23 protein-coding genes are annotated in these 23910 nt (G+C 63.0%); 7 read left to right on the plus strand and 16 right to left on the minus strand.

Annotated elements, in window-relative coordinates; all coding sequences use genetic code 11:
- Positions 1–57: 57 nt before the first annotated feature.
- Positions 58–753, minus strand: a complete 696-nt coding sequence (locus tag ACOFKT_RS08640) for a winged helix-turn-helix domain-containing protein (RefSeq protein WP_419807142.1) — start codon at positions 751–753, stop codon at positions 58–60.
- Positions 754–892: 139 nt separating this feature from the next.
- Positions 893–1870, minus strand: a complete 978-nt coding sequence (locus tag ACOFKT_RS08645; protein WP_419806993.1) for a glycosyltransferase family 2 protein — start codon at positions 1868–1870, stop codon at positions 893–895.
- A gap of 182 nt (positions 1871–2052) precedes the next feature.
- Between ACOFKT_RS08645 and ACOFKT_RS08650 the strand changes: the two genes are divergently transcribed.
- On the plus strand, positions 2053–2535 hold the full coding sequence (locus ACOFKT_RS08650) for a hypothetical protein (RefSeq protein ID WP_419806994.1): 483 nt from the start codon (positions 2053–2055) through the stop codon (positions 2533–2535).
- A 97-nt stretch (positions 2536–2632) separates the two neighbouring features.
- Here the strand turns inward: ACOFKT_RS08650 and ACOFKT_RS08655 are convergent, their stop codons facing one another.
- Entirely contained in the window at positions 2633–3013 is a 381-nt protein-coding gene (locus tag ACOFKT_RS08655; protein ID WP_419806995.1) for an RNA-binding S4 domain-containing protein, read from the minus strand.
- Positions 3010–3672 (minus strand): hypothetical protein, encoded by a 663-nt coding sequence (locus ACOFKT_RS08660; protein WP_419806996.1) that lies wholly within the window; start codon positions 3670–3672, stop codon positions 3010–3012. Before ACOFKT_RS08660 ends, ACOFKT_RS08655 begins: the two co-directional genes overlap by 4 nt.
- Before the next feature lie 26 nt (positions 3673–3698).
- On the opposite strand from ACOFKT_RS08660, the gene ACOFKT_RS08665 reads away from it, so the two are divergent.
- The gene (locus ACOFKT_RS08665; protein WP_419806997.1) at positions 3699–4262 is read left to right on the plus strand and encodes a DUF4149 domain-containing protein; all 564 of its coding nucleotides are present in this window, start codon (positions 3699–3701) and stop codon (positions 4260–4262) included.
- Between the two features lie 294 nt (positions 4263–4556).
- Here the strand turns inward: ACOFKT_RS08665 and ACOFKT_RS08670 are convergent, their stop codons facing one another.
- Positions 4557–5708 carry a VWA domain-containing protein gene (locus ACOFKT_RS08670; RefSeq protein WP_419806998.1) on the minus strand — a complete coding sequence of 384 codons (1152 nt, stop codon included), beginning with the start codon at positions 5706–5708 and terminating at the stop codon, positions 4557–4559.
- A gap of 217 nt (positions 5709–5925) precedes the next feature.
- On the opposite strand from ACOFKT_RS08670, the gene ACOFKT_RS08675 reads away from it, so the two are divergent.
- The 3 genes from ACOFKT_RS08675 (at position 5926) to ACOFKT_RS08685 (ending at position 11460) form a co-directional block, all read left to right on the plus strand.
- Positions 5926–7734 (plus strand): SpoIVB peptidase S55, encoded by a 1809-nt coding sequence (locus tag ACOFKT_RS08675; RefSeq protein ID WP_419806999.1) that lies wholly within the window; start codon positions 5926–5928, stop codon positions 7732–7734.
- A 31-nt stretch (positions 7735–7765) separates the two neighbouring features.
- Complete coding sequence (locus tag ACOFKT_RS08680; protein WP_419807000.1) at positions 7766–9997, plus strand: WD40 repeat domain-containing protein; 2232 nt, start codon at positions 7766–7768, stop codon at positions 9995–9997.
- A 230-nt stretch (positions 9998–10227) separates the two neighbouring features.
- On the plus strand, positions 10228–11460 hold the full coding sequence (locus ACOFKT_RS08685; RefSeq protein ID WP_419807001.1) for an ABC transporter permease: 1233 nt from the start codon (positions 10228–10230) through the stop codon (positions 11458–11460).
- Positions 11461–11751: 291 nt separating this feature from the next.
- On the opposite strand, the gene ACOFKT_RS08690 is transcribed toward ACOFKT_RS08685, so the two are convergent.
- The 9 genes from ACOFKT_RS08690 to rfbH all read right to left on the minus strand — a co-directional run bounded on the left by ACOFKT_RS08690 (position 11752) and on the right by rfbH (position 21085).
- Entirely contained in the window at positions 11752–12654 is a 903-nt protein-coding gene (locus ACOFKT_RS08690; RefSeq protein WP_419807002.1) for an alpha/beta hydrolase, read from the minus strand.
- Positions 12655–12742: 88 nt separating this feature from the next.
- Positions 12743–13201 carry a GtrA family protein gene (locus ACOFKT_RS08695; protein ID WP_419807003.1) on the minus strand — a complete coding sequence of 153 codons (459 nt, stop codon included), beginning with the start codon at positions 13199–13201 and terminating at the stop codon, positions 12743–12745.
- 2 nt (positions 13202–13203) lie between these two features.
- On the minus strand, positions 13204–14133 hold the full coding sequence (locus ACOFKT_RS08700; RefSeq protein WP_419807004.1) for a glycosyltransferase family 2 protein: 930 nt from the start codon (positions 14131–14133) through the stop codon (positions 13204–13206).
- A 68-nt stretch (positions 14134–14201) separates the two neighbouring features.
- Positions 14202–15296 (minus strand): NAD-dependent epimerase/dehydratase family protein, encoded by a 1095-nt coding sequence (locus tag ACOFKT_RS08705; RefSeq protein WP_419807005.1) that lies wholly within the window; start codon positions 15294–15296, stop codon positions 14202–14204.
- Complete coding sequence (locus tag ACOFKT_RS08710) at positions 15293–17116, minus strand: thiamine pyrophosphate-binding protein (protein WP_419807006.1); 1824 nt, start codon at positions 17114–17116, stop codon at positions 15293–15295. The genes ACOFKT_RS08705 and ACOFKT_RS08710 overlap by 4 nt, the downstream gene beginning before the upstream one ends.
- Positions 17113–18189 carry a 3-dehydroquinate synthase gene (locus ACOFKT_RS08715; RefSeq protein ID WP_419807007.1) on the minus strand — a complete coding sequence of 359 codons (1077 nt, stop codon included), beginning with the start codon at positions 18187–18189 and terminating at the stop codon, positions 17113–17115. The genes ACOFKT_RS08710 and ACOFKT_RS08715 overlap by 4 nt, the downstream gene beginning before the upstream one ends.
- Positions 18173–18880: an SDR family NAD(P)-dependent oxidoreductase gene (locus tag ACOFKT_RS08720; protein WP_419807008.1), complete on the minus strand. Its 708-nt coding sequence runs from the start codon at positions 18878–18880 to the stop codon at positions 18173–18175. The genes ACOFKT_RS08715 and ACOFKT_RS08720 overlap by 17 nt, the downstream gene beginning before the upstream one ends.
- Positions 18880–19677, minus strand: a complete 798-nt coding sequence (locus ACOFKT_RS08725; protein ID WP_419807009.1) for an aldolase/citrate lyase family protein — start codon at positions 19675–19677, stop codon at positions 18880–18882. Before ACOFKT_RS08725 ends, ACOFKT_RS08720 begins: the two co-directional genes overlap by 1 nt.
- Positions 19678–19741: 64 nt before the next feature.
- Positions 19742–21085, minus strand: coding sequence for a lipopolysaccharide biosynthesis protein RfbH (rfbH, locus tag ACOFKT_RS08730; protein ID WP_419807010.1), 1344 nt, complete (start codon positions 21083–21085; stop codon positions 19742–19744).
- 154 nt (positions 21086–21239) lie between these two features.
- Here rfbH and rfbF point away from each other — a divergent pair, with 154 nt between their 5' ends.
- The gene (gene rfbF, locus ACOFKT_RS08735) at positions 21240–22010 is read left to right on the plus strand and encodes a glucose-1-phosphate cytidylyltransferase (RefSeq protein WP_419807011.1); all 771 of its coding nucleotides are present in this window, start codon (positions 21240–21242) and stop codon (positions 22008–22010) included.
- Positions 21995–23098, plus strand: a complete 1104-nt coding sequence (gene rfbG / locus ACOFKT_RS08740; RefSeq protein ID WP_419807012.1) for a CDP-glucose 4,6-dehydratase — start codon at positions 21995–21997, stop codon at positions 23096–23098. Before rfbF ends, rfbG begins: the two co-directional genes overlap by 16 nt.
- 156 nt (positions 23099–23254) lie before the next feature.
- Here rfbG and ACOFKT_RS08745 read toward each other — a convergent pair whose 3' ends face one another.
- Together ACOFKT_RS08745 and ACOFKT_RS08750 are read right to left on the minus strand one after the other, a co-directional pair.
- Positions 23255–23455, minus strand: a complete 201-nt coding sequence (locus ACOFKT_RS08745) for a helix-turn-helix transcriptional regulator (RefSeq protein WP_419807013.1) — start codon at positions 23453–23455, stop codon at positions 23255–23257.
- Positions 23452–23859: a hypothetical protein gene (locus ACOFKT_RS08750; protein WP_419807014.1), complete on the minus strand. Its 408-nt coding sequence runs from the start codon at positions 23857–23859 to the stop codon at positions 23452–23454. The genes ACOFKT_RS08745 and ACOFKT_RS08750 overlap by 4 nt, the downstream gene beginning before the upstream one ends.
- Positions 23860–23910 lie beyond the last annotated feature (51 nt).

Below are 23910 nucleotides of genomic sequence, written 5' to 3' on the forward strand. Positions count from 1 at the left end.
CGATCAAACACCTCGATCAAACATGGAACAACGGCGCCCGACCGCGGACTCGCGCCCCTACGCCTCGCCCCGCTCGAACCGGTACCCGGCCCCGCGCATCGTCTTCAGAAAGCGCGGATTTTCGGCGTCCTCTTCCATCTTCTCGCGAATCCGCCGCACATACACATCCACCGACCGCGGTGTTACGAACCGCGCATCGCCCCACACCGCATCCAGCAACTGATCGCGCGAGAACACGCGACCCGGGTGCCGCGCCAGGTAATCCAGCAGCCGGAACTCCGTCGCGGTCATGGTCACCACCTCGCCACGCAGCCGCATCTGCATCGCGCCGCCGTCCAGCTCCACATCGCCAAAGCGGATCACGTCCGGCGAAGCAGGCCGCTCGAACCGCCGCAGCACCGCGCGCACCCGTGCCACCAGCTCCCGCGGGCTGAACGGTTTGGTGATGTAATCATCCGCGCCCAGCTCCAGCCCCTGCACCCGGTCGGCCTCCGCCGCCATCGCCGTCAGAAAGATCACGGGCGTAGTGCTCAGCATCGGGTTCTGCCGGATGCGGCGGCACACGTCCAGGCCGCCCCCGCCCGGAACCATGATGTCCAGCAGAAACAGCGATGGAGCCTCCCGCTCCGCCGCGGGCAGAACCTCAGCTGCATTCGCGAAGCTGCGGACCGCAAATCCGGCGGTCTCCAGGTTCAAGCGCACCAGCTGCGCAATGTCAGCCTCGTCTTCCAGCACAAACACGATCTGTGACACGTTCTGCTCCCGTGTGCCTGCCTTCGGGGCGTGCAGCACGCCCTCAGCCTAGCGCACCGGACCGCGACGATTGCGAACGGCGGATGAAAACCAGGGAAGCACACTCAGCCGCCCGGCGAGTCCCACCGTACGAAAGCGCTTACGCCTGCAGCGACTCTTCCGATGGGCGCAACCGAACAATGCGCTCCACCGCGTACGGTGTCCGGCTCGGACCGGAGTGGAAGTGCCGCACCTGCAGCTCACCCAGCAGGCCGATGCCCATCAATTGAATGCCGGCCAGCAGCAGGATGCCGCTGATTACAAACAGCGGACCGTGCGCATACATCACGTGCGTGTGCGTCCACATCTTCACGATCAGCAGGTACAGCGCCAGCAGGCCGCCGCCCAGAATGCTCAACCCACCGATGGATCCGAAGAAATGCAGCGGCCGGGTCAGATACTTCAACAGAAAGCGAATCGTCAGCAGATCAAAGAAGACGCGAAATGTCCGCGAAATCCCATAGTGACTCTTTCCGTGCTGCCGTGCCGGGTTCGAAATCGGAACCTCGCAAATCGACGCGCCATACCAGGAAGCCAGCGCCGGAATAAAGCGGTGCATCTGCCCGTACAGCGGAATGTTTTGGATCACTTCGCGGCGATACGCCTTGAATGTCGTGCCAAAGTCGTGAATGCTCACGCCGCTCAACTTTGCCATCAGCCAGTTCGCGGCGCGCGACGGGATCCGCCGCAGAACGAAGTTGTCCCCCCGCTGCGCCCGCCATCCGCTCACCACGTCGTAGCCCTCTTCCAGCTTGCTCAGGAACGTCGGAATCTCCGAGGGGTCGTGCTGCAGGTCGCCATCCATGGCGATCACAAATTCACCACTCGCGTGGTCGAAACCCGCTGCCAGCGCGCTGGTCTGTCCAAAGTTTCGCCGAAGCTTGATCACCAGCACGCGGCTGTCGACTGCCGCGATCTCTTCCAGCAGGCGATAGGTGCGGTCACGCGATCCGTCATCGACGAAGATGATTTCGAACGAATCACCGACCTGCTCCATTACGTCCTTGACCCGGTCGTAGAGCTCGGTTACGTTGTCCTCTTCGTTATGGAACGGCACCACTACGGAGTATTTCGGCACACAATTATGTTACGCCTTCAGTCTGCAGAGATCGCAGGCATTGGGCGGCACGGACGTGCTCCCTTCCAGCATCCAAATCCGTACAGGGCGCATCCAGCTTGGTTCTGTTGACTACGGATGAACCGCGCTTCGGATCGGTGCCGGGAATCCCTGGTTCTGGTGCTACCGTCAGACTCGATATGGTGAAGCGAATCGTTGCGGCGTTCATTGTCGTCGTGGTGCTGATAGCCAGTTACTGGGCGTACAAGCGTTATGCCGGCAACGCTCGCCTGCGCGATGGTGAAGTCACCGTCGCCGACGTGCGTGACAGCGACGGCAATACCGTACACGCTACCCCAAGCCGGTCAGACACTCCCGGCACCATCAACACCGTACCCATCGCGACCAACACCAACGCGAACACGCAATCCGCATCGCTTGGACAGCTGCAAACGCAAACCAGCACATCCTCGGCTGCCGGCAGTGGCGCGCCCCTTACTGATTCGCAAACACCCAACGCCCCGAACGGCACCGCTTTCGCAGGCTCCGGGCAGTTCCAGGTGTACCGCCAGGGCAATCTCACCTGGCGTATCAACACTTCGGACGGAACCACGTGCATACTCTTCGCCACCAACGAGGAATGGCGCAAACCTCTGGTCTACAACCACGGCTGCCCAAACAGCTAGCTGCGAGGCCGCGCTGTGCGCTCTGCGATGCACCTTGCAGGCTAAACGGAACCGGGCCGAGGCCAGGCGTTCGCGTTCCAAGCCGGCCCGGTCACCGTCAGAACCGCTCACGCACATGCTCAAATCGGCGCCGGTCTTTCTTTGACGGCTTGCCTTCGTGCAGCACTTCGAACACCGGCATCAGGCGTCGCTGTGCCGCTGCCTCCGCACGCTTGGCCTTGCTGTCGTCCGTTTCCTGATACAACTGTTGCGCAACGCTCGCCGGTCCGCGCTGCTCACTTAATCCCAGCACTTTCACCGTGAACTCGGCCGAGTCCGTTCGAACGCGAACCACATCGCCGGGCGTCACGTTCCGCGAAGCCTTCGCGGAGTGGTCCTGCACCTCCACGCGATTCAGTTCGCAGGCGCGTGCCGCCAGCGTCCGCGTCTTAAAAAAGCGCGCCGCCCAAAGCCATTTGTCCAGCCGGATGCCGTTCATCTGTCGTCTTTGGATGCGGCCCACGCCGCCGCGTACCAGCGCGTGGTGTCGCGCGGAAACAGCCGCGGAACCGAGCGCAGCCATCGCATCGCAACGGCGCGCTCTGGCCCGGCAAGCCGCTGCGCTGAAGCCAGCAGCGCCTCATCGGCCGCCTTCCTCGCACGCCATGTCTCTCCGACGTGCGCATCCAACCGCACCGACGGCCCCATCTGCAGGCGCTCCGCCCCGCGTGCCAGCAGAATCCGCGCCGCTTCCTGCTCCGCCTCGCCCGCAAGCAACGCCTGGGGCTGCAGCCCCCGTTCCACCGCCTCGGGCCACACACGTCCCCGTGCATCCAGCACCCCAACGCTGACGGGCAGACCCTTGCGGAGTTCGTTCTTCAGGATGCGTACCGCCTCACTCAGCGTGGTCACCTGGAAGTCGATCCAACCGGCCACACTGCTTTCCCGCAGCAAACCTTGCTCCGCACACGTCCACAACACTGCGGCACCCGCAACCACCCCGGCCAGCGCAAACGGAATCGCGTCCTTTGCCGCCGCAAGCATCACCAACCGCCGCGACCAGTCCGGCGTCTCCTTCGCCATTGCAAGGTAAGCCGCCAACGCACGCCGCTGCGGCGAGCCGCCGTCTTGCTCCCCGCTCTCTCCAACAGACCGCATCCGTACCGCCAGCCTAAACTGAACACATGCAGACGCTTCTCCGTACCGTTCGTTCGCTTGCGCTTACCTTCTGGATCGGCAGCATCCTGTTCTTTGGCGCGGTCGTCGCGCCGCGTGCGTTTCAGTTGCTCGGCAAGCAGGCGGACTTCGGCACCTTTATTGGCGCGTGCCTGCTTACCCTGCACAGCGCCGGCCTATGGTGTGGCGTTCTGGTCATCGTTGCCGTGCGCCTGCTGAAGCGGAACGCGCGGCTGCCGCTGGTGCAGGTCGGCCTTGTCTTCGTCATGATGGCGCTCACCTACATCAGCAATAAATCCATCATCGGCCCCATGGAGCACGACCGCGCCCTCGCCGGCGGACAGATCGAAACCCTGCTGCCCGGCTCGCCGCTGCGAGAAGACTTTGAGGCGCGCCACAAGGAATCCACCGCCGTCGAGTCCATCATTCTGCTGCTCGGCATTGCCGAGATCGCGCTCGCCGCCAGCGAACGCGAACAGGTCCTGATCGTCGACCGCGACACCCCACACGCTGACCGCACTTCGCCGCACCCGCCCATCCGCAAGCGCCCACTCGGCCTCGACGAACTTTAATGGAGGGAGAAGGGGTCATAAGGCGCTCAAATACGTCGCATGAGGGCTTCACTCCCGGTGCCGGGAAAGCCACAGCATCCAAACGCTTTGGGCGAGAGCACAGCTGCTTCAATGCGTAGGAAGGGCACAGCTTTAGCTGTGCCATAAAGTCCTTTTATGCACCGGGCGTCAGCCCCGGAGGTCATGCCTCTTCCGCGCAACGTAAGCTCTCCTTCACAAGCCGCACACACCCGCACTACGGAAAGGCCACAGCCGAAGCTGCCCCTTTCCGCTCGCGTCACCTGAAATGGATAGCTACTCCACCGGCATCCTCGCCTTGTACCCGTCCCGCGCCGCAATTGTGTACTTTAACTTTTTCTTCTTCTCATCGACCATCTGCAGCGGCATGCCTTCGTTATCCACCAGCTCCACTTTGATCTTGCGGTAGGTTCCATCCTGCGCCGTATTCGTCGGCCGATACGTGATCACGTACTCGTTCCGGATCGACTGGTTGATCTCGTTAAAGATGTCCGGCAACTCCCCCTGGAACCGAGGAAAGTACGCCTTGCCCCCCGTCATCGCGGCAAAGGTGCGCATCTGGTTGTCCGCCTGCAGGTAGTCCATGCGCGCAATCGCGCCCATGCTTTGGTCGGCCAGCGTCCGAATCAGCCCGCCCGTGCTGATGCAATAGATGCTCACATCTTGCGAGCTCTTGACCTTGGCCAGCATCTTGTCCAGCGTGAGCTTGCTGAACGTATCGCGGCCGCTTGAAATCAGGATGATGTACTTGCGCCCCTCAATGCGGCTCACCCGGTCCAGCGTCTCGTACAGCGCATCGAACTCGTCGGTATCGCTGAAGCCAGGAATCGTCAGCGTTTGCAGCGCCTGCGCCGTAATCTGCTTGTCCTTCGTAAAGTCCGTCAGAATATGCGTGCGCAGGTCATACGTCACGACCGCAATGTAGTCTTCCGGCTTCAATGACTTGAAGAACACGTACGAAGACTGCTGCATATCCTGGATGAAAGCCCAGCTGTTCGCCGCAAACTCCAGGAGCATCACCGCCGTGATCGGCTTCGTCGTTTGCCGGACGTCGGTAATGCGCTGCGGCACACCGTCTTCCAAAATGCGAAAGTTGCCCGATTTCAGCCCCGGTACGAACTGCCGCGTCTTGTCCAGCTGTACGCTCACGTCCACGTTCACCACCGGCACATCCACGCGCAAGGTGTAGTTCTGCAGCTCCTTTGGCGTGTTCACCTTGGGCTGCTCTTCCGCGGGCGGGGGCGGCTCCGGCTCGGCGTACTTCCGCTTGCGCACGACTGGGCCATTCTCCTGCACGGGTCCCTGATCGGGCTGGGCCTGCGGCGCTGGCTGCGGCTGTTGCTGCGCGAACATCGGTGAGCAGATCGACCCGACGCCCAGAAGCAGAGCGCCGAGGACAAGCGAGCGGGTATGGAGGGAAAACAACACGGGTCAGAACCTCAACAGAACTGTAAAGCGAAACGCTGGCGTCATGACAACCGCGACAGGAACTACTTGCGTCCGGCGAAAGCCCACCCCGGCGGCAGGTTGGCAAACACCGCCGCGCGTCTCTACTCTGGTAGACGTGATTGGTGGCGCAACGGTTCCAGTAGTGAAGCGGGCGGGAAAGGTCGCGTTCGCGTTTTTTTGGCCCCTGTGCGGTGCAATGGCGGCGACTGTTCCGGTCCCGGCCCAGAGCCCGGTAGCAATTCAAAGTTCTACCCCCGCACAAACCCCGGCCAGCGGCCCACCGCTCCACGCCGACCCGTTCCCGCTTGACCAGGTCCGGCGTGGGCAGCACGGCACCGCCTGGACCGTCTTTGAAGGCCGCGTTCCTGAGCCCATGGACGTTGAGATTCTCGGCCGCATGCCCAACTCGATCGGCCCCGGCCAGGACATGATCCTCGCCCGCCTGCACGGCACCAAGCCCGAGTTCACCGGCGTCGTTGCCGGCATGAGCGGCTCACCCGTATACATTGACGGCAAGCTCCTTGGCGCCATCAGCTACCGCATCGGCCAGTTCAGCAAGGAGCCCATCTGCGGCATTACGCCCATCGGCTACATGTTCCAGGTCCGCGACCTGCCGAAAGCGCTAACGCCCACCATCCCAGAACGCCCTGCGTTCCCGGCCGCGCCCAACGAACCGGCGGCCGCGTTCGCAGCCGCGCCCGGCACAAACCAGAACGACGCCCTCCGCCCCATCAGCACACCGCTCGTCTTCAGCGGTTTCACCCCCGACACCCTCGACCGCTTCGGCACCAACTTCCGCGCCCTTGGCCTCGAGCCCGTCAGCGGCCTCGGTGGGGCCTCCCCCGAAACGCCGCAGCCCGAGCCCATCGTCCCCGGCTCGGCCGTCTCCGCCATCCTGGCCCGCGGCGACCTGAACATCGCCGCCACCTGCACGGTCACCTATGTCGACCCGAAGCAGCTGCTCGCCTGCGGCCACCCCATCACGCAGTACGGCGACATCGCCCTGCCGATGACCAAGGCCGAGGTGCTCGCCACCCTGCCCTCGACCCAGAACGCCTTCAAGATCGTCAACACCACAGAGACCGTCGGCGCCTTTACCGAGGACCGTTCCAACGCCATCGCCGGCAGCTTCACCGCCACCGCACCCATGATCCCGGTCACGGTAGAGCTCGCACCCGTCGCCGGCTCCGGCCTGCCCGCACGCACCCTTCATTTCCAGGTGCTCAACAACCGCGATCTCACTCCGCAGGTCCTGCTCGCGGGCGTCTACCAGTCACTCAGCGGCACCAACACCGCCGGCAACGAGATGAGCCTCCATCTCACCGGCTCCGTCAGCATCGCGAACAACGCGCCCCTCCGCCTCGACGGCACTGTTTCCTCCGGCGATGGCCAGCCCGCCGCCGTCCAGGCCGCCGTCCTGCTTGCGCAACGCTTCGGCCGCGTCTATGCGAACCCGCTCGAACAGCCCGTCATCACCGGCGTCACCCTTCGCGCCGACGTCATCCCAACCCGCGAGTCCGCCCAGATCGAATCCGCGCGACTCTCCTCTGACGAGGCCAGGCCCGGCGACACCGTCACCGTGGAGGCCACGATTCGCCCTTGGCAGCAGCCCGCCCGCGTCGTCGAGCTACCCCTTAAGCTCCCCACCACGCTCGAGAGCGGCCCCATTCGCGTCGTCGTCGGCGACAGCAGCACCATGGACCGCCTTACCTCGCCGCCACCCGCCAGCGCACCCCACCCGCTCGGCCTGGCCGATACCATCGCCCAGCTCAATCGCACCCACACCAACGATCGGCTCTACGTGGCCCTGCTCGACCACGAAACGCAGGGTGTCACCGCCGCTGCCGCCCTGCCATCCCTGCCGCCTGACGTCGTCAATACCCTGCAACCCCTTCGCGACTCCCGCGAAATCTCCTTCACCTCCGAAACCGCCAAGGAAGCCGGCTCTGTACTCCTCAACGCCGCCGTCACCGGCTCGCAAGTCCTCACCCTCCGCATCCGCTAAGTGCACAGATCAACCACGACGAGGTAACGCATTGTCATTTCGACCGGAGCACTCACAGCCTCACCGTGAGCGCGGAGTGGAGAAACCCGCATTTCTGCTGACCCTGGCTCTCCTTCTGTTCAGCGCCGCGAGTGCGAAAGCCCAGGGCACCCAGCAATGGACTACCCAGCGTTTCGAAGAATTTGAACGCGGCACGCCCACCGACGTAGCCATTCGCAACGACGGCCGCCTCGAACCTGCTCCGCAGCTCCAGGCCATCGCCTCGACCAAAGCCACGTATCTCTGGTCGCTCCTCCCGCAAACCGACGGCAGCACCCTGGTCGGTACCGGCGCGGCCAGCGGCGGCTCCAAGCTCCTCCGCATCGGCCCAAAGGGCGCAACTACTACCCTTGCCGACTTCAACGAACTCACCGTTACCGCCCTCGCGCAGGCACCGGACGGAAGCACGCTCGCCGCCACCGCACCTGACGGTGAGCTCTACCGCATCACGCCCAACGCAAAACCCGAAATTCTGTTTGGTCCGTCGCTTACTGCCGAAAAGCCAAAGTATCTCTGGAGCGTTGCTGTTACGAAATCAGGCGACATCTTCGTCGCCGCCGGCGCACCCGCCGCCATCTACCGCATCCCGCACGGCCCCAATCCTAAGCCCGAGGTTCTCTTCCGTTCCGGCGACCAGCACATCCGCACGCTCCTCCTTTCACCCGACGGCAACACCCTCTACGCCGGCTCCGACGGGTCGGGCATTGTTTACCGCATTCCCCTGAACACCCCGAACCACAAACCCTTCGCCCTCTACACCGCCCCCCGGCACGAGGTCACCGCCCTCGCCCTCGATCCGGCCGGCAATCTTTACCTCGCCGCCATCGGCGACCGCCGCCCGCCCGCGCTGCCGCCGCTGCCCGCAGCCGGCGAACCCCGCATCTCCCTCACCTTCACCCAGCCGAACTCGTCAATCGCGCAGCCCACCAACGCTCTCGTTCCCGACGGTTCCGAGATCGATCGCATCGCGCCCGACGGCACGCCCACGCGCCTGATCACGCTGCGGGAAGAGATCACCTACGCCCTCAGCTTTCGCAACAACGGCCTGCTCGCCGCCACCGGCAATCGCGGCCACATCTACCGCATCGACCCGGCTAAGCCCGGCAGCTATACCGACGTCGCGCATACGGAGGCCAACCAGGCCGTCGCCATGGCCGCGATCGCGGCGGGTGTCCGCCTCGTCACCGCAAACTCCGGCAAGCTGCTCGAACTTAGTGACGCCCCCGCCACCGACTCCACCTATGTCTCCGACGTCTTCGACGGCACCTTTGCCACCCAGTGGGGCCGCGCCGAGCTGACCGGCACGCGCGATCGCATTGACCTTTTCGCCCGCAGCGGCAACGTGGAAAACAATCGTAGCGGCCTTGGTGATCTGTGGTCCGACTGGCAGCCTGTTCGCCCCGACCAGACGCCCCTGCCTGTTCCCGTCGCGCGCTACGTGCAGTGGAAGGCCGTCCTTCACACCGGCGCGGTGCTCGACGCCGTCACGGTCAACTACCTGCAGCGCAACGTTCCGCCCACCGTCGACGACGTCCTCGTTCAGCCCGGCGCCCGCGTGCCCAACCCGACCTCGCCGCCCACGCCCTCCACCACGGTTCCCGTCACCTTCCACGCTGCCCCCTCCAGCGCGCCCGCGCTACCGGCGATTGAGCCGCTGCCTGGCCCGCTGCTCGCCCAGCGCGACCCGAAGGCCGTCACCGTCCGCTGGATCAGCCGCGACCCCAACGGCGACGACCTCATGTTCGCCATTTATGCGCGCGGTGTCGGCGAGCAGAACTGGCGCCTGCTCAAGGACCACATCTCCGAGCGCGTCTACTCCTTCGACTCGTCGCTGCTGCCCGACGGCCAGTACGAAATTCGCGTTATCGCCTCCGACGCCCCCGTCCACACCGACGCGGACGCCCTCACCGCCGAGCGTATCTCCGTGCCCTTCACCATCGACACCACGCCTCCCGTCATCGGCCCGCTCACCGCCGCGGTCCGTGACGGCAAGCTGACCGCCACCTTCGAAGCGCACGACGACACTTCACCCATCAGCCACGCCGAGTTCTCGATCGACGCCGGCCCTTGGCAATACCTCGAACCCACCGGCCGTCTCAGCGACTCCCTCACCGAGCACTACACCCTGGCCGCTCCGGTCACCGGCCCCGGCGAACACACGGTCGCCGTCCGCGTGTTCGATCGCAACGAGAACACCACCAGCGCGAAGGCCATCGTGAGATGAATGCATGTCGCGGCAGCACAACTCACGCATTCGGAAGGGCACAGCTTTAGCTGTAAAGTGCTGTAAGGGAACGGGGCTTCAGCCCCTGAGGGGCTGCTTTGAACAAATTTCCGGTGACCCACAGATCGTGACCTCAGCGGCTAAAGCCGGTGCGTCACGATACGGGTGCGGCACAGCTAAAGCTGTGCCCTTCCGATCTCCGTGCCTGCCCCCGCGCCGATTGAGCCCCGATGCGCTTTGAACTCTTCGTCGCCGCCCGTTACCTCCGCGCCCGCCGGCGCCAGGCCGTCATCGGCGTCATTACGCTCATCTCCGTCCTCGGTGTAGCCGCCGGAGTTGCGGCGCTCATCATCGCCCTCGCCATCACCAACGGCATGCGCCGCGATCTGCAATCCCGCCTGCTCGGTTCCACGGCTCACGTCGACCTTATGCGCATCTCCGGCGACGGCATCCGCGACTGGCGCACCCTCGTTGACCGCATGCGCCAGCAGCCGCACGTCACCGCTGTGGCCCCCGGCCTTTACGGCCAGGTCCTTATCTCCCGCGGCCCACGTTCCGGCGGCGCGCTCATCAAGGGCATTGTTCCCGCCCAAGAGAAATCCGTCTCCGACTTGCTCAACCACGTACAAAAGGGATCCGCCGACGCTCTCTCGAACGGCGCCACGACCCCGCTGCCCCCTGTCGTCATCGGCTCGGACCTCGCCGAAACTCTCGGCGTCCAGGTGAACGACTCCGTCCTCGTCACCAGCCCGCAAGGTGAACTTACCCCGCTCGGACTGCAGCCGCGCTACGCCCGCTATCGCGTTACTGGTATCTTTCACTCCGGCTTTTTCCAGTACGACTCGAGCTACGCATTCATGCGCCTCGCCGACGCGCAACGCCTCTTCAGCGAGCCCGACCTCGTTTCCGTGCTCAGCTTCAAAGTCGACGATCTCTATAACGCCGCCGCCATCGGCAAGCAGTTAGAGACCGCCGCCGGCCCGGGCTATCAGACCACCAATTGGATGGACCAGAACCGCGAACTCTTCCGCGCCCTCAAGCTGGAGCAGGTCGTCACCTTCATCGTCATCGGACTCATCGTCTGCGTCGCCGCGCTCAACATCCTTATCGCGCTCACCATGCTCGTCATGGAAAAGACCCGGGATATCGCCGTCCTGATGAGCTTCGGCGTCCGCCCCGACCAGGTCCGCCGCATTTTTCTGCTGCAGGGCCTGCTCATCAGCCTGACCGGCACAGCGATCGGCCTCGCCGTCGGCTACGCCGTTTCCTGGGCAGGCTCCCACTACTGTTTTATTCCGCTGTCAGAAGCCGTGTACTCGATCGACTACCTGCCCTTCGCCCCACGCGTGATCGACGCCGTCCTCGTCAGCGCCGTCTCCCTCGTGACCGCGCTTGTCGCGACCCTCTACCCCAGCAACTCCGCCGCGAAAATCCTGCCTGCCGAAGCCCTTCGCTACGAATGACGTGGATGTCTTCGCGTTATAGGCCAGTTCGGAAGGGTACAGCTGAAGCTGTTCCCTTCCGAAAGCGTCAATTTCGCATCCGATACGAAAATTTAATCCTCAACAACGAGAGGCTTCAGCCCCCGAGGTGAGGACGTGTGAGGCGCGACGCATCACCTCAGCGGCTAAAGCCGCACATTGAACTCACTGATGCTTCCATCTCAGCGGCTGAAGCCGTGAACGCAACGCTTTCCCACTAGCGTTCGCCACGGCCTGGATCCCGTCCCGCGCTGCGGTTCGTTGCCGCGGCCTCTACTGCGCCCACCCATTCACTCGCATCCACGCATACAACAACCCCGGCCACGCATTCACCTCCGGCTCGGTCTGCGCCAGACCCAACCCGTGGTGACCATGCGGGAAAATATGCATCTCCGCTGACACGTTGTTCTTGACCAGAGCCTGGTAAAACAACACCGTATTCATCACCGGCACCACGGCATCATCAGTCGTCGACCACAGGAACGTCGGGGGCGTCTGCCCGGTCACATGCTCATCTGCACTCATTGCCGCCCGCTGCTCCGCCGTCGGTGCGTCGCTCAGCAGGTACTTCACCGAGCCTTCGTGCGCCGGCCCCTGTTCCATGCTGATCACGGGGTAGCACAGCACCAGGAAATCCGGCCTGCTGCTCACCCGGTCGATCGGGTCGTCCGCCGATGCATTCCCCCCAGCGAACATGGTGCCTGCCGTCGCCGTCAGGTGGCCGCCCGCTGAAAACCCAAGCATGCCAATGTGGTCCGGCACCACGCCCATCCGGTCAGCATTGGAACGCACATACCGCAGAGCCCGCTGCGCATCCCCAAGCTCAATCGGATGGTGATATGTCGGCCCAAGCCGGTACTTCAACACCACCGCTGCTACCCCATGCGCGTTCAGCCATTGCGCCACCTGCAGGCCTTCGTGGTCCATGGCCAAGTGCTGGTATCCGCCACCCGGCGCCACTACCACCGCCGTACGCGTCGGGTTCGCCGGCGGCAGATACACCGCAACTGTCGGCACATCCGTTGCCGCCTTGCCCACCGCGCCCGGTGCGCCATGCGGCCACAGCGGTATCTCCGCATGAATATCCAAAGTGTTATCCATCGAAGCCGGTCGCGAGGGCGGAACGGGCATCCCGGCTGCGGGCGTCGCATCCTGCGCACTTACAACTATCGGCAAACAGGCAGCGCAAGCCAGCGCCGCCACTCGAACGAAATCACGCATCAGCAAAACTCTCCAATACACAACAAATCTTGGCGCACAGACCTCAGGGTACCGGATCGAGCTTCTTTCGAAAGGTGATGTTCTTGTGCCCCAGGAACTGCGGCACGATTGCCACCGCGATAATGCACGCTTGCGCGGCGTACGGCGCCAGCCCCGGACGCGGCAGCCAGCGCGACAGCAGCGCCGCCAGCGGTCCCACCGCAAACGTGCTCAGCAGCAGACTCGGCACATACACCACGAAGCTCCGGCTGTACTCCCGCCAGTAGTTCCCTCTGGTGCGGAACACAAACCACTTGTAGGTCAGAAACGAAACCGTGATGTTGATGCACATCGACACCAGCGCCGCCACGCTCGTCATCGCCGCGGCGTGGTCGGGCCGCAAGCGCACAAACAGCCACGTAAACAGAAACGTGTCCGCCATGCCGAACAGCGTGTTGCTGCCGCCCGCCAGCAAAAAGCGCAGCGCCTCACCGCGCGGGATCCGATCTGCCAGACCTGCCATTGCTAAAAGTTGATCCGTTCCTTTTCCGTCACCAGCGGCCGGTTCTGCACAATCGTATGAATCGACCCAATGTACTCGCCGATAATCCCGATCGCGATCAGCTGGATCGACCCAAGAAAGAACAGCCCGATCATCGTCGGCGCCAGGCCCAGCTCAAAGTGGTTCCAGAAGATTAGCTTCGCCAGCAGGTACAAAAACCCGATCACCAGGCTGACCGCCGCAAATACAAATCCGCCGAACGTGACCATACGCAGCGGGACTTTGGAAAGGTTGGTGATGCCCAGCATCGCCATGTCATACAGCGTGTAGAAGTTATTCTTTGTAATTCCGCGCACACGCCGCTTCTGCCCATATTCGATCTGCTTGATGGGAAATCCGACCTCTGCCACCATGCCGCGGAAGTACGGGTACGGATCGCCATAGCGCCGGACGACTTCCATCACCTGCCGGTCATACAGGCCAAACCCCGTGTAATGCCGCAACACCTGCACGCTCGTCAGCCGCTCCACCGTCCGGTAGTAGGCGCTGCGCACGCGAAACATCAGACCGCTCTCCTCCGAGTGTGTTTTCACGCCCACCACGACCTTCCAGCCCTTCTCCCACTCGTCCAGGAATCGCCCGATTAGCTCCGGCGGGTCCTGCAGGTCACTCAGCAGAATGATGATCGCGTCGCCATCCGCCTCCAGAATTGCGTGGTGCGGCGACCGGATGTGTCCGAAGTTGCGGGCATTCACAATGCCCTTCACCTCCGGGTACTTCGCCGCCAGTTCCTTTAATTCATTCACCGTGCCGTCGGTGCTGGCGTTGTCGATAATCAGGTGCTCATACCGGTACTGCGGCAGCGCATCGAACACGGCACGCACTCGTTCCACCAGGGGCGTGAGATTCCCCTCCTCGTTATAAGCGGGGCTGACGACGCTGATCTTCTTCATCGCTACAACTCCTTAAACCGTGTTCCGGTGTGCGGTAGGGTGATGCGTGGGCCTGTGGTCTACAGCCATCACGCTTGCTTCCAACCGTACCATTCTGCTGTGCGGCGAACTGTCGCGTGCAAGTCAACTGTTACGCGGACCCCCAACTCGCTTTCGGCCCTCTCCACAGAAGGCACATATCGCGAAACCGCCGCATCCGGCCTGACCTGTCCACGCACTTCCACCTCGGCCTCAGGTGCCAGCGCATCGCGCACCGCCTCCGCGACTTGTCGAATGCTCAGACTCTCCGGCGAGCCCAGGTTGTAGGCCCGCCCGCTCGGCGCCTGGAACAGCATTGTCCACAGCCACGCCATCGCGTCGCCCGCGTACAGGTACGACCGCGTCGGCGTGCCATCGCCCTCAATCACCAGCGGGCCGCCGCGCATCACGTCGCGAATGAAATTACCCAGCGCGAAATGACTGTCCAGCGGCAGGTGCGGTCCGCCCAGAGCGAAGATGCGTGCGCTCACCTGGTCGATGCCGTACACCCGCTCCGCCAGCGCACCCATCATCTCGCTCACGCGCTTGCCCTCGCCATAAACGCTCTTCACCGACATCGAGTCCGGTGCGCCCGCGAACTCCTCCGGCAGGTTCACCACATCGCTCGGTTGCCGGCCATACACCGCGCCGGAGCTCGTTTGCAGCAGCCGCTTCGCACCGTGCGTCCGCGCGAACTCAATCGTGTGCTGCATGCCGGTCAGGATCGTGCTCCACATCTCCTGCGGCTCCTCCGCCAACTGCTTCGCGCTCGCCTCGGTCGCCGCGGCAATCACATACTTGTGCGTGCCCTCCGGAAACGCGAAGTCGCGCACATCGCCCGCCACCAGGTCGATCCCGCAGTCTTCCGCGAACAGGTGCGGCATCTTCGCGCGAAACGCATCCGGCCGCCGCGACAGCGCCGTCAGGCGCGTGTCCAGCTTCAGCTCGCGGCGGATCAGAGCGAAGCTCTCCAGCAGCCACGCGCCCAGAAATCCCGTACCGCCGGTCACAAAGATGCGCTCGCCGCGCGCCTGCTGCCAGCAGTCCCGGGTCTGCTCCAGCACTGCGAACAAGTCCGCCTGCGCAATCGGCTTGGCTGCCTGCGTTGACGCTTCGGTAACTCCAGGACCGGCAATCGCGCTCACTGCGTCACCTTGGCTGCGGTGTTGCCCGGGATATACCGGAACACCTTGGCCGCCAGCTCCTCCGGCAGATCCGGCGACATGAAGTGCAGCGGGTTCGACTCCATGCTGCCCGCTTCGGTGATCCGGCTCGTAATCTTTGGCCAGTACGTCTGCTTCGGATCGATGTTGACCAGGAACGCCGCTGGCCCGTCCGAGTGGAACCGCTCCAGGAATACCGGGTCTTTCTCGAACCCGGGCTTCAGCGTCATCGCGGGAATCGAGTACGCCGGGAAGAGTTGGTGCCAATCCGGCAGTCCGAGGCCTGTTTCAATATCGCAGCCCACGTAGTGGCCCTGGAAGTAATTGATCTGCGACATGCGGATGGACGCATAGCCATGATCGTCGTTGATGAAAATCTTCAGGTTCAATTTCTGCGAGCGAACCGTTCCCAGCTCCTGCAAATTTTGCGACAGGCCCCCGTCGCCCTCCATCAGAATCGTGCGCCGCGGCCGCATGCCGATTGCCGCGCCGATTGCCGCGCTCAGGCCGTAGCCCATGCTGGCCAGGCTTTTGTTCGTCTGGCTGCGCTGCCCCCGCTTCAGATTCCACACCTGCATTGCGCTGGTAAACGCGCCGCCACTCGAGCAAGGAATGATCACGTCGTTCTCATCGCACAGCGAACTCAGCGTGTCGTTGAAGACGAAGGAAGAAAGGTACTCCGGCCCGACACTGTTTGCCGGATCGAGCAGCGGCACCTCACGGCGGACCATGCGGCAAAACTCGATCCACTCATCCCAATCTCCGGGCGCGGCAGTCGAAAGCTCCCGCAAGACCACATTCGCATCGCCGTTCACCGGCACGTCCACACGCGGGTGACCCTTCTCCAACTCCCGCGGATCGATCTCTACCTGCACCAGCTTGCCCACCGGTATGTACTGCTGCCAATTAAAGCCCGTCTGCTGCAATCCGAGCCGCGTTCCCAGCGCGATCACCAGGTCCGCTTGCTGCTGCAAGATGTTGGCTGACCTTTGGCCCCACGTGTTCGGCCGGCCGAAGTAGTACGGGTGCTCCGACGGCACGCGGTCCATACCGTTCCACGTCACCATCAGCGGCAGCTTCGCGCGTTCAAGCGCCGGCATCAACTCCGCCGCCACAGCCCGGCTCACGCCACCGCCCAGCAGCATCACGGGCCGCTTCGCCGCGGCCAGCATCGCCTTGACCCTTGCAATCTGGTCCGCCGAAGCCGTGGGCAGTGCCGGCGCTTCCACTATCGCCTTCACGCCGCCATGCACATTCGCGGACGCGTTCGACAGCACCACTTCATCGACCGGCGCGCCCTGCAAGTCTAGCGGCACTTCCAGGAACACCGGCCCCTTGCGCCCGAAGCTCCCCGCCTGCGTCCACGCGTTAAATGTCCGCTGGTCGACAATCTCCTGCATCGTCGCGGCCTTGACCGCGACCGGCATCGCGATCGCAACGCCATCCACCTCCTGGATGCCGCGCTGCCGCACTTGGCCTCGGTTCAGGTCGGTCACCTTCACTTGCCCGCCCAGCACCAGCAATTCGTGGCTTTCCAGGAACGCACCCGCCAGCGCCGTAACCAGGTTCGTCATGCCGGGCCCGGCCGTGACCAGCGCAAACGCACGCGCGCCATCGCTGATTTCGGTCAGGTATTCCGCCGCCACTCCCGCAGCCACCTCATGCACAATCGGCACACACGTGAACCGGTGGCTACAGCTTTCCAGCAGGTGCATAATGTTGCCTCCCGCCAGGTAAAAGCAATGCGTGTAGCCAAGCTGGACCAGCCAATCAGCCATTAAATCGGAATACTTTGTGCTCATCGATAACTCTCAATCACCTGCTCGACCGCAGCTTTCGCTGCAGCGAGTGTCTGCTGCGTGCGTGGCAGCTTTGTTAGTTCCACACGCCCGTCCGCCGCAATCAGAATGAACGTGTAGAAATCCGTGCCATGCTTTTTGTCCGACCCAATCCGGTCCAGCACGTCATCCAGGTCCAGGGTCGGCAGCACGGAGCGCACCGTCGGATCGGACCCGACCATCGTTCGCAGATGCTGCCGCAGCTGCCCGACTTGCGACGCGCCGCCGTAGTCCACACCTGCCCGCTCCTGCATGGCAATCGCGCACTCAATGCCCAGCCCCACGCCGATGCCATGCGCAATCGCAAAGTGCGACGCACCCTCCATCGCGTGCCCGAACGTATGCCCGAAGTTCAGCAGCAGCCGCTCGTTTTTATCGAACTCATCGACCTCAATGAACCATCGCTTCGACTCGAGGCTGTTCAGGATCAAACCTTCCAGCGCCTCCGAACCCATTTCCACCGAGGGCTCAAAGCTCATGTGCTTCGCGAACGATTCCGCTCCCTTGCAGAAGCAGATCTTTACTGCCTCAATCAACCCGCTCGCGCGCTGATCGAGCGGCAGCGTCCGCACAAACTCCGGGTCGGCCAACACCCGTTGCGGCGGATGGAACGTGCCCACCAGGTTTTTGTACGGTCCCACATTGATGCTCGATTTGCCGCCGATGCACGAGTCCACCATTGCCAGCACCGTCGTCGGCACATACGTCCACTTCAGGCCGCGCATGTACACCGATGCGATAAACGCCGACAAGTCCTGGATGATTCCGCCGCCCACCGCAACCAGCTCCGTCGACCGGTTCGCGCCGCCGCGCCGGATCTGCTCAATCAGCGCTGGCGACGCCTCCAGAGCCTTGTTCGTCTCGACCGCCTCCACAAACACCGGCGGTGCGGCGCCCGGAGGCCATGCGTACTGAAAGAACTCGTCCGCGATCACCGCGTTGCCGCCGAACTCGCTGGCCCAGCGCGCGAATCCGCCCGCCTCTACCTCGACGCTGTACTCGCCCGTCGACGACTGAACGCTAAAGGATGCGGACACGGCTGAACCCCAGATCGGCCGCCACAAACTGGCCGGTAATGCCGGTGTTCTCCGGCGAACATAAATACAGCACCGCCGACGCCACATCCTCCAGCGTCGACAACCGGCCAAACAGCGTCGCCGACTCCAAGACGCCGATCTGCTCCGCCGACAGGATCTTTCGCGTCATCGGCGTATCGAGCGCGCCCGGCAGAACCGCGTTTACCAGGTGTCCCTCGCTGCCCAGGTCCGCCGCCAGGCTCAGCACTAGCCCCTGCAGCGCTGCCTTGGTCATGCCATAGGTCAGCTTGTTGCCTCGCGCGATGTTCTGCCAGATCGAGCTGATCACGCACAGCTTCGCCGGCGCTCGCAATTTTCTCTTGCGCAGCAATGCCTGCAACGTCAGCAGAATGTACGTGCAGTTCGCCCTATAGAGTTCCTCATGCTTCTGAAGGTCCACTGTCCGAATGCTGTCGTTCACATTCGCGCCCTGCGCCCAGCACACCGCGTCAAACGGCCCCGCGGCCGCAAGCTCCGAACCCGCAAGCTCCATCGCAAACGGATCGAACGCCAATGCCGTCACGCCCGGCTCTTCAAACGCCGGCGCAGTTCGCGCCACCGCAATCGTCTGCCAGCCCCGCCGCGCGGCGGCCGCGGCAATGGCCCCGCCGATCGCGCCACTACCGCCGAACACCAGGATGCGATGCGGCATTACCGGTTCAGCACCGCCCAGCGCTTCTCGAGCATGTCGATGCGCTTGGCGTCTTCCTGCTGAATGCTGCCGTAATAATCGCGCTTGTTCAGCAACCACAGCAGCTCAAAGTGCACCGCGTTCAATAGTCCCTGATCGATGTGCTCCGCCTTCGCCGACTGCGCGTCAAAAATCACCTTGCGTGTTTCGAAGCGCGTCAGGTGTACGTCGACCATTTCCTTCAGCACAGGAATCGAATCGCTCGACACACCGCCGCCCACGACCAAGTCGATGCCCTTCGCCTTCGCTGCTGCGGCCGTCTTCAGCACGTAATCCGTTACCTCGCGGCCGTTGATCGCATCGCGACCCAGACCGGCCGACAGCGAAAAATCCACGCGCCCAAACACCACACCGGCAATCTCCGGGGTCTTCGCCGCGTACTCGGTCATCTCGTCCAGCACCTGAAACGCGTTAATCGTCTCCAGGTTGAACAAAAAGTCCGTGTCCTGCTGCTCTTCCTTGCTGTAAACCTTGTCAATGGCCTCGGCAAACTTCGACAGCGCATACCGGCTCTCGATCATCGGCGCGATGATGTAGTCCACGCCGATCTGCTTGGTCTCGATCAGGTCGCGCATGGCCTCGCAGCCGCCGATTTTGATGGCAAGCTTCAGCCCCGCCTTGCGGCAAATCTCGACCAGGCGCAGCATCTCGTCTACGCGCGTGCCTTCGGCCTCGTACTCCGCCTTCACGGCCAGGTAGCCATATTCCTGCCGGCCCTTGGTCAGCAGATCCAGCATTTTTCGCTCGCGCCCGTTCATCCTTCTTCTCCTGAAACGTCTCGCCCAAGGGGCTACATAGATTTAGGCCGGAATTCGAAGCCGGCTATGCCGTGATCGGCAACATCGCACTTTGTTCCGCAAACGCGTGCATCGTCTCTGCGATGTAGTCCAGCATCGGTTCCGTCAACCCCGGGAACACACCCACCCAGAACACCTGGTTCATCACGAAATCCGTGTTCGGCAACTCGCCCACAACACGGTACTCCCAACCCTCATAGGCCGGCTGCCGCAGCAGGTTACCGGCAAAGATCAGCCGCGTGCCGATCTTCTTCGCATCCAGCGTCTTCGTCAGCTGGTCGCGCGTAAATGGCGCATCCAGCTTCACCGCAATCGGAAAGCCAAACCAGCTCGCATCGCATCCCGGCGTCGCCTCGGGCAGCATCAACCACTGCTCCATGCCCAGCGACTGCAGCTTGCTCCGCAGGTACGCAAAATTCTCTTTGCGCCGCTCGATAAAGTGCGGCAGCTTTGCGATCTGCGACACGCCCAAGGCCGCCTGCATGTCTGTCGCCTTCAGGTTGTAGCCGATGTGCGAGTACGTGTACTTGTGGTCATACCCGCACGGCAGCGTGCCCAGCTGCCAGTCGAACCGCTTGCCGCAGGTGTTGTCCACGCCCGGCTCGCACCAGCAATCGCGGCCCCAGTCGCGGAAGCTTTCGATCAGCACCTTCAGCGCCGGCTTGTCCGTCAACACCGCGCCACCCTCACCCATGGTGATGTGGTGCGCGGGGTAGAAGCTCACCGTCGCAATGTCGCCAAACGTGCCGACCTTCTTGCCGTTCAGCTCCGTGCCCAGGGCGTCGCAGCAGTCCTCTACCAGCCACAGGTTGTACTTCTTGCAGAACGCGCTCACCGACTCCACGTCAAAGGCGTTGCCAAGCGTGTGCGCGATCATCACGGCCTTGGTTTTCTCGCTGCGGGCCGCTTCCAGCTTTGTCACGTCCACTTCGTAGTGCGGCAGCGTCACGTCAATAAACACCGGCACGCAGCGATTCTGCAGGATCGGGTTCACCGTCGTCGGAAAGCCTGCGGCAACCGTGATCACCTCGTCGCCGGGTTTGATCTGCCGGTCGCCCAGCTTCGGCGACGTGAGCGCCGAGAACGCCACCAGGTTCGCCGAGGACCCAGAGTTCACCAGCGATGCCGAGCGCAGACCAAAGAACCGCGCCAGCTTGCGCTCGAACTCCTTCGCCCACCGGCCCGTCGTGAACCACGCATCCAGCGCAGAATCCACCACCGCGGCGATGTCGTCGCCATCAATCACCTTGCCGGAAACGGGTACTGTTGACGACCCCGGCTCAAACTCGCGGGCAGGAAACGCTTCCCGCTGAAACTCTCGCGTCAACGACAAAATCTGTTCGCGAAGGGCTTGTGCTTTTTCAGTCATGACCTGCCCCTAGCTTACACAAACTGAGCGCACTCCCAGAGCCCCACGCCTACCACTTGCGTTACATTGGAACGGAGGTTTCCAGGAACTAAACTCGCCTACGGAACGCCACTTTGCGCACAAAGTGCACGGCCTTCCAGGCATCGGGGTACGCATGAAGGCAGTCATTCTGGCCGGCGGTTTGGGGACCCGGCTCAGCGAAGAAACATCCGTTCGTCCCAAGCCCATGGTCGAGATCGGCGGCCGCCCAATCCTCTGGCACATCATGAAGATCTACTCGCACTATGGCATCAACGACTTCATCGTCTGCTGCGGGTACAAGGGCTACGTGATCAAGGAGTACTTCGCCAACTACTACCTTCACATGTCCGACGTCACTTTTGACATGGAAAAGAACGCCATGACCGTGCACCAGTCGGTCGCCGAGCCCTGGCGCGTCACCCTGGTCGACACGGGCGACAACTCCGGCACCGGCGGCCGTCTGCGCCGCGTCGGTCAGTACCTGCAGGGCGAGGACGCCTTCTGCATGACCTATGGCGATGGCGTCTCCGACGTCAACATCACCGAGCTGATCGAGTTCCACAAACAGCACGGCAAAGAAGTGACTCTCACCTCCGTCCAGCCGCAGGCCCGCTTCGGGGCCCTGGGCTTGAAGGATTCGCACGTCTACGCCTTTCAGGAGAAACCCAAGGACGAAGGCGGATGGATCAACGGCGGCTTTTTTGTGCTCTCGCCGCGCGTCCTCGAAGAAATCACCGACGACGAGTGGATGTTTGAGCAGAAACCGATGGAATCTCTCGTCAGCAAAGGCCAGGTGCAGGCTTTCTTCCACCACGGCTTCTGGCAAGCCATGGACGCCCTACGCGACAAACATCAGCTCGAAGATCTATGGGCGAAAGGCAAGGCTCCTTGGAAGCTCTGGTAACCGGCCCCGACCGTACCGTTTGGCAGAATCGCCGCGTCTTCCTCACCGGTCACACGGGCTTCAAGGGCGGCTGGCTATCACTCTGGCTTGCGAGCCTGGGCGCGCACGTCCGTGGCTACGCGCTCGACCCCTACACCACGCCCAACCTGCTTGACGCCGCCAAAATCCCCACCGTCATCGAAGACGTCCGTGGCGACATCCTCGATCGCGCCAGGCTCGAAGCCTCGATGACAGAGTTCAAGCCCGACATCGTCATTCACATGGCCGCGCAACCGCTCGTGCGCCTTTCGTACGTCGACCCGCTCGGGACGTATGCGACGAATGTGCTCGGCACCGGCCACGTCCTTGAGGCCGTCCGCAAGACCCCGTCCGTCCGCGCCGTTGTCTCCGTCACGACAGACAAATGCTACGAGAACAAGGAGTGGCACTGGGGATACCGTGAAACCGATCCGCTCGGCGGCTACGACCCCTACTCCTCGTCCAAAGCCTGCGCCGAACTCGTTACCGCCGCGTACCGGCAGTCCTTCTTCAACGTCTCGAAATTCGCCGAGCACCGCTGTGGCATCGCCTCTGCCCGCGCCGGCAACGTCATCGGCGGTGGTGACTGGTCCGACGACCGCCTCATTCCCGACCTCGTCAAGGGCTTCCTGCGCGGCGAAGCCGTCCGCATCCGCCGACCCAACTCGATCCGCCCCTGGCAGCACGTCCTTGAACCGCTCTGGGGCTATATCCGCATCGCGGAAGAGCTCTACAAGGGCAATAGCACCGCCGCCTCCCCCTGGAATTTCGGCCCCGCCGACGACGACGCCTGGCCCGTCAGCCGCATCGCCGAAAAGATGGTGCAGGTCTGGGGCGATGGTGCCCAGTGGATCCTTGATGCCGATCCCGGCGCCCACGAAGCGGGCTACCTCAAGCTCGACGCCAGCAAAGCCCGCGCCGAATTCGGCTGGCGCCCCAGCCTCCACATCGGCACCACCCTCGAGTGGCTCGTCAACTGGTACCGCGCCCACGCCCGCAACGAAGACATGCACGCCTACACTCTCGACCAAATCGCCCGTTACGAACAACTTCTTCAGCAGACCGTCTAGGCTCCCCAAAGAGAGTGTCATCCCGAGCGAAGCGAAGGATCTGCTTTTCTTCTGAGCAGCACTACGCCTCGAGCAAAACAGCTGAAGGCGGTGAAGCCGCGACAAACCCTCCGCCATGCAAACCCGGGGGCGTCAACCCACCTGAAGCGCCGCGTCTCACCCCGCCACAAACCAAAATACCCGCTCCAACGCCACCCCCAACACCTCCGCAATCCGAAACGCGACCTCAAGCGAAGGCGAGTATTTCCCTCCCTCGATGGCATTCAGCGTCTGCCGCGAAACCCCAATCCGGCTCGCGACATCGCCCTGCGTCAATCCGCGGTCCGCCCGCAACTCCCGCAATCGGTTTCGAATCATGCCGTCCGCCGGTACAGCACCATCTGCGTGACGAGTTTGGTCAACTCAGCGGCTGCCACCGCAAACAGCAGTGTGTTGATCACCGCCGCCGCAGTCAACGCGGCCAGAAACCCAAGGTGGTGCGCGGTCAGGGCGATCATCATCGCCAGACCCGTCAGCAAAACGAAATACCCGACGCGGTACGCTCGGCTTTCGATCACCCGGTCGCGCTCATCGCGCCGCTCCGGATTGCTTGTCATAGCGAGCAGGCTCTGCAAGACAATCTGGGCCACAATGATTGCCAACACCAAATATAGCGTGTCGACCAGTTGTACGTGTCGGTGATGCAGGAGCCAGAAGTAGCTTCCATACAGCGCCAGTTGCGTTCCAAACAGAATCCAAACCCTCTTCTCCTGATAGCCCAAGCCACGCCTCCTATTTTGTCAAACATTCTTGACACATCAGAAGCTAACGCC

The sequence above is a fragment of the Terriglobus sp. genome (genome assembly GCF_965201105.1).
Classification (GTDB): domain Bacteria; phylum Acidobacteriota; class Terriglobia; order Terriglobales; family Acidobacteriaceae; genus Terriglobus.

What these genes read in the sequence shown, in the direction of transcription:
- ACOFKT_RS08655 (WP_419806995.1), bottom strand. Translation starts at nt 3,013, where the DNA reads ATGAACGGCATCCGGCTGGACAAATGGCTTTGGGCGGCGCGCTTTTTT.
- ACOFKT_RS08660 (WP_419806996.1), bottom strand. Translation starts at nt 3,672, where the DNA reads ATGCGGTCTGTTGGAGAGAGCGGGGAGCAAGACGGCGGCTCGCCGCAG.
- ACOFKT_RS08665 (WP_419806997.1), top strand. Translation starts at nt 3,699, where the DNA reads ATGCAGACGCTTCTCCGTACCGTTCGTTCGCTTGCGCTTACCTTCTGG.
- ACOFKT_RS08675 (WP_419806999.1), top strand. Translation starts at nt 5,926, where the DNA reads ATGGCGGCGACTGTTCCGGTCCCGGCCCAGAGCCCGGTAGCAATTCAA.
- ACOFKT_RS08685 (WP_419807001.1), top strand. Translation starts at nt 10,228, where the DNA reads ATGCGCTTTGAACTCTTCGTCGCCGCCCGTTACCTCCGCGCCCGCCGG.
- ACOFKT_RS08695 (WP_419807003.1), bottom strand. Translation starts at nt 13,201, where the DNA reads ATGGCAGGTCTGGCAGATCGGATCCCGCGCGGTGAGGCGCTGCGCTTT.
- ACOFKT_RS08700 (WP_419807004.1), bottom strand. Translation starts at nt 14,133, where the DNA reads ATGAAGAAGATCAGCGTCGTCAGCCCCGCTTATAACGAGGAGGGGAAT.
- ACOFKT_RS08710 (WP_419807006.1), bottom strand. Translation starts at nt 17,116, where the DNA reads ATGAGCACAAAGTATTCCGATTTAATGGCTGATTGGCTGGTCCAGCTT.
- ACOFKT_RS08720 (WP_419807008.1), bottom strand. Translation starts at nt 18,880, where the DNA reads ATGCCGCATCGCATCCTGGTGTTCGGCGGTAGTGGCGCGATCGGCGGG.
- ACOFKT_RS08725 (WP_419807009.1), bottom strand. Translation starts at nt 19,677, where the DNA reads ATGAACGGGCGCGAGCGAAAAATGCTGGATCTGCTGACCAAGGGCCGG.
- rfbH (WP_419807010.1), bottom strand. Translation starts at nt 21,085, where the DNA reads ATGACTGAAAAAGCACAAGCCCTTCGCGAACAGATTTTGTCGTTGACG.
- rfbF (WP_419807011.1), top strand. Translation starts at nt 21,240, where the DNA reads ATGAAGGCAGTCATTCTGGCCGGCGGTTTGGGGACCCGGCTCAGCGAA.
- ACOFKT_RS08745 (WP_419807013.1), bottom strand. Translation starts at nt 23,455, where the DNA reads ATGATTCGAAACCGATTGCGGGAGTTGCGGGCGGACCGCGGATTGACG.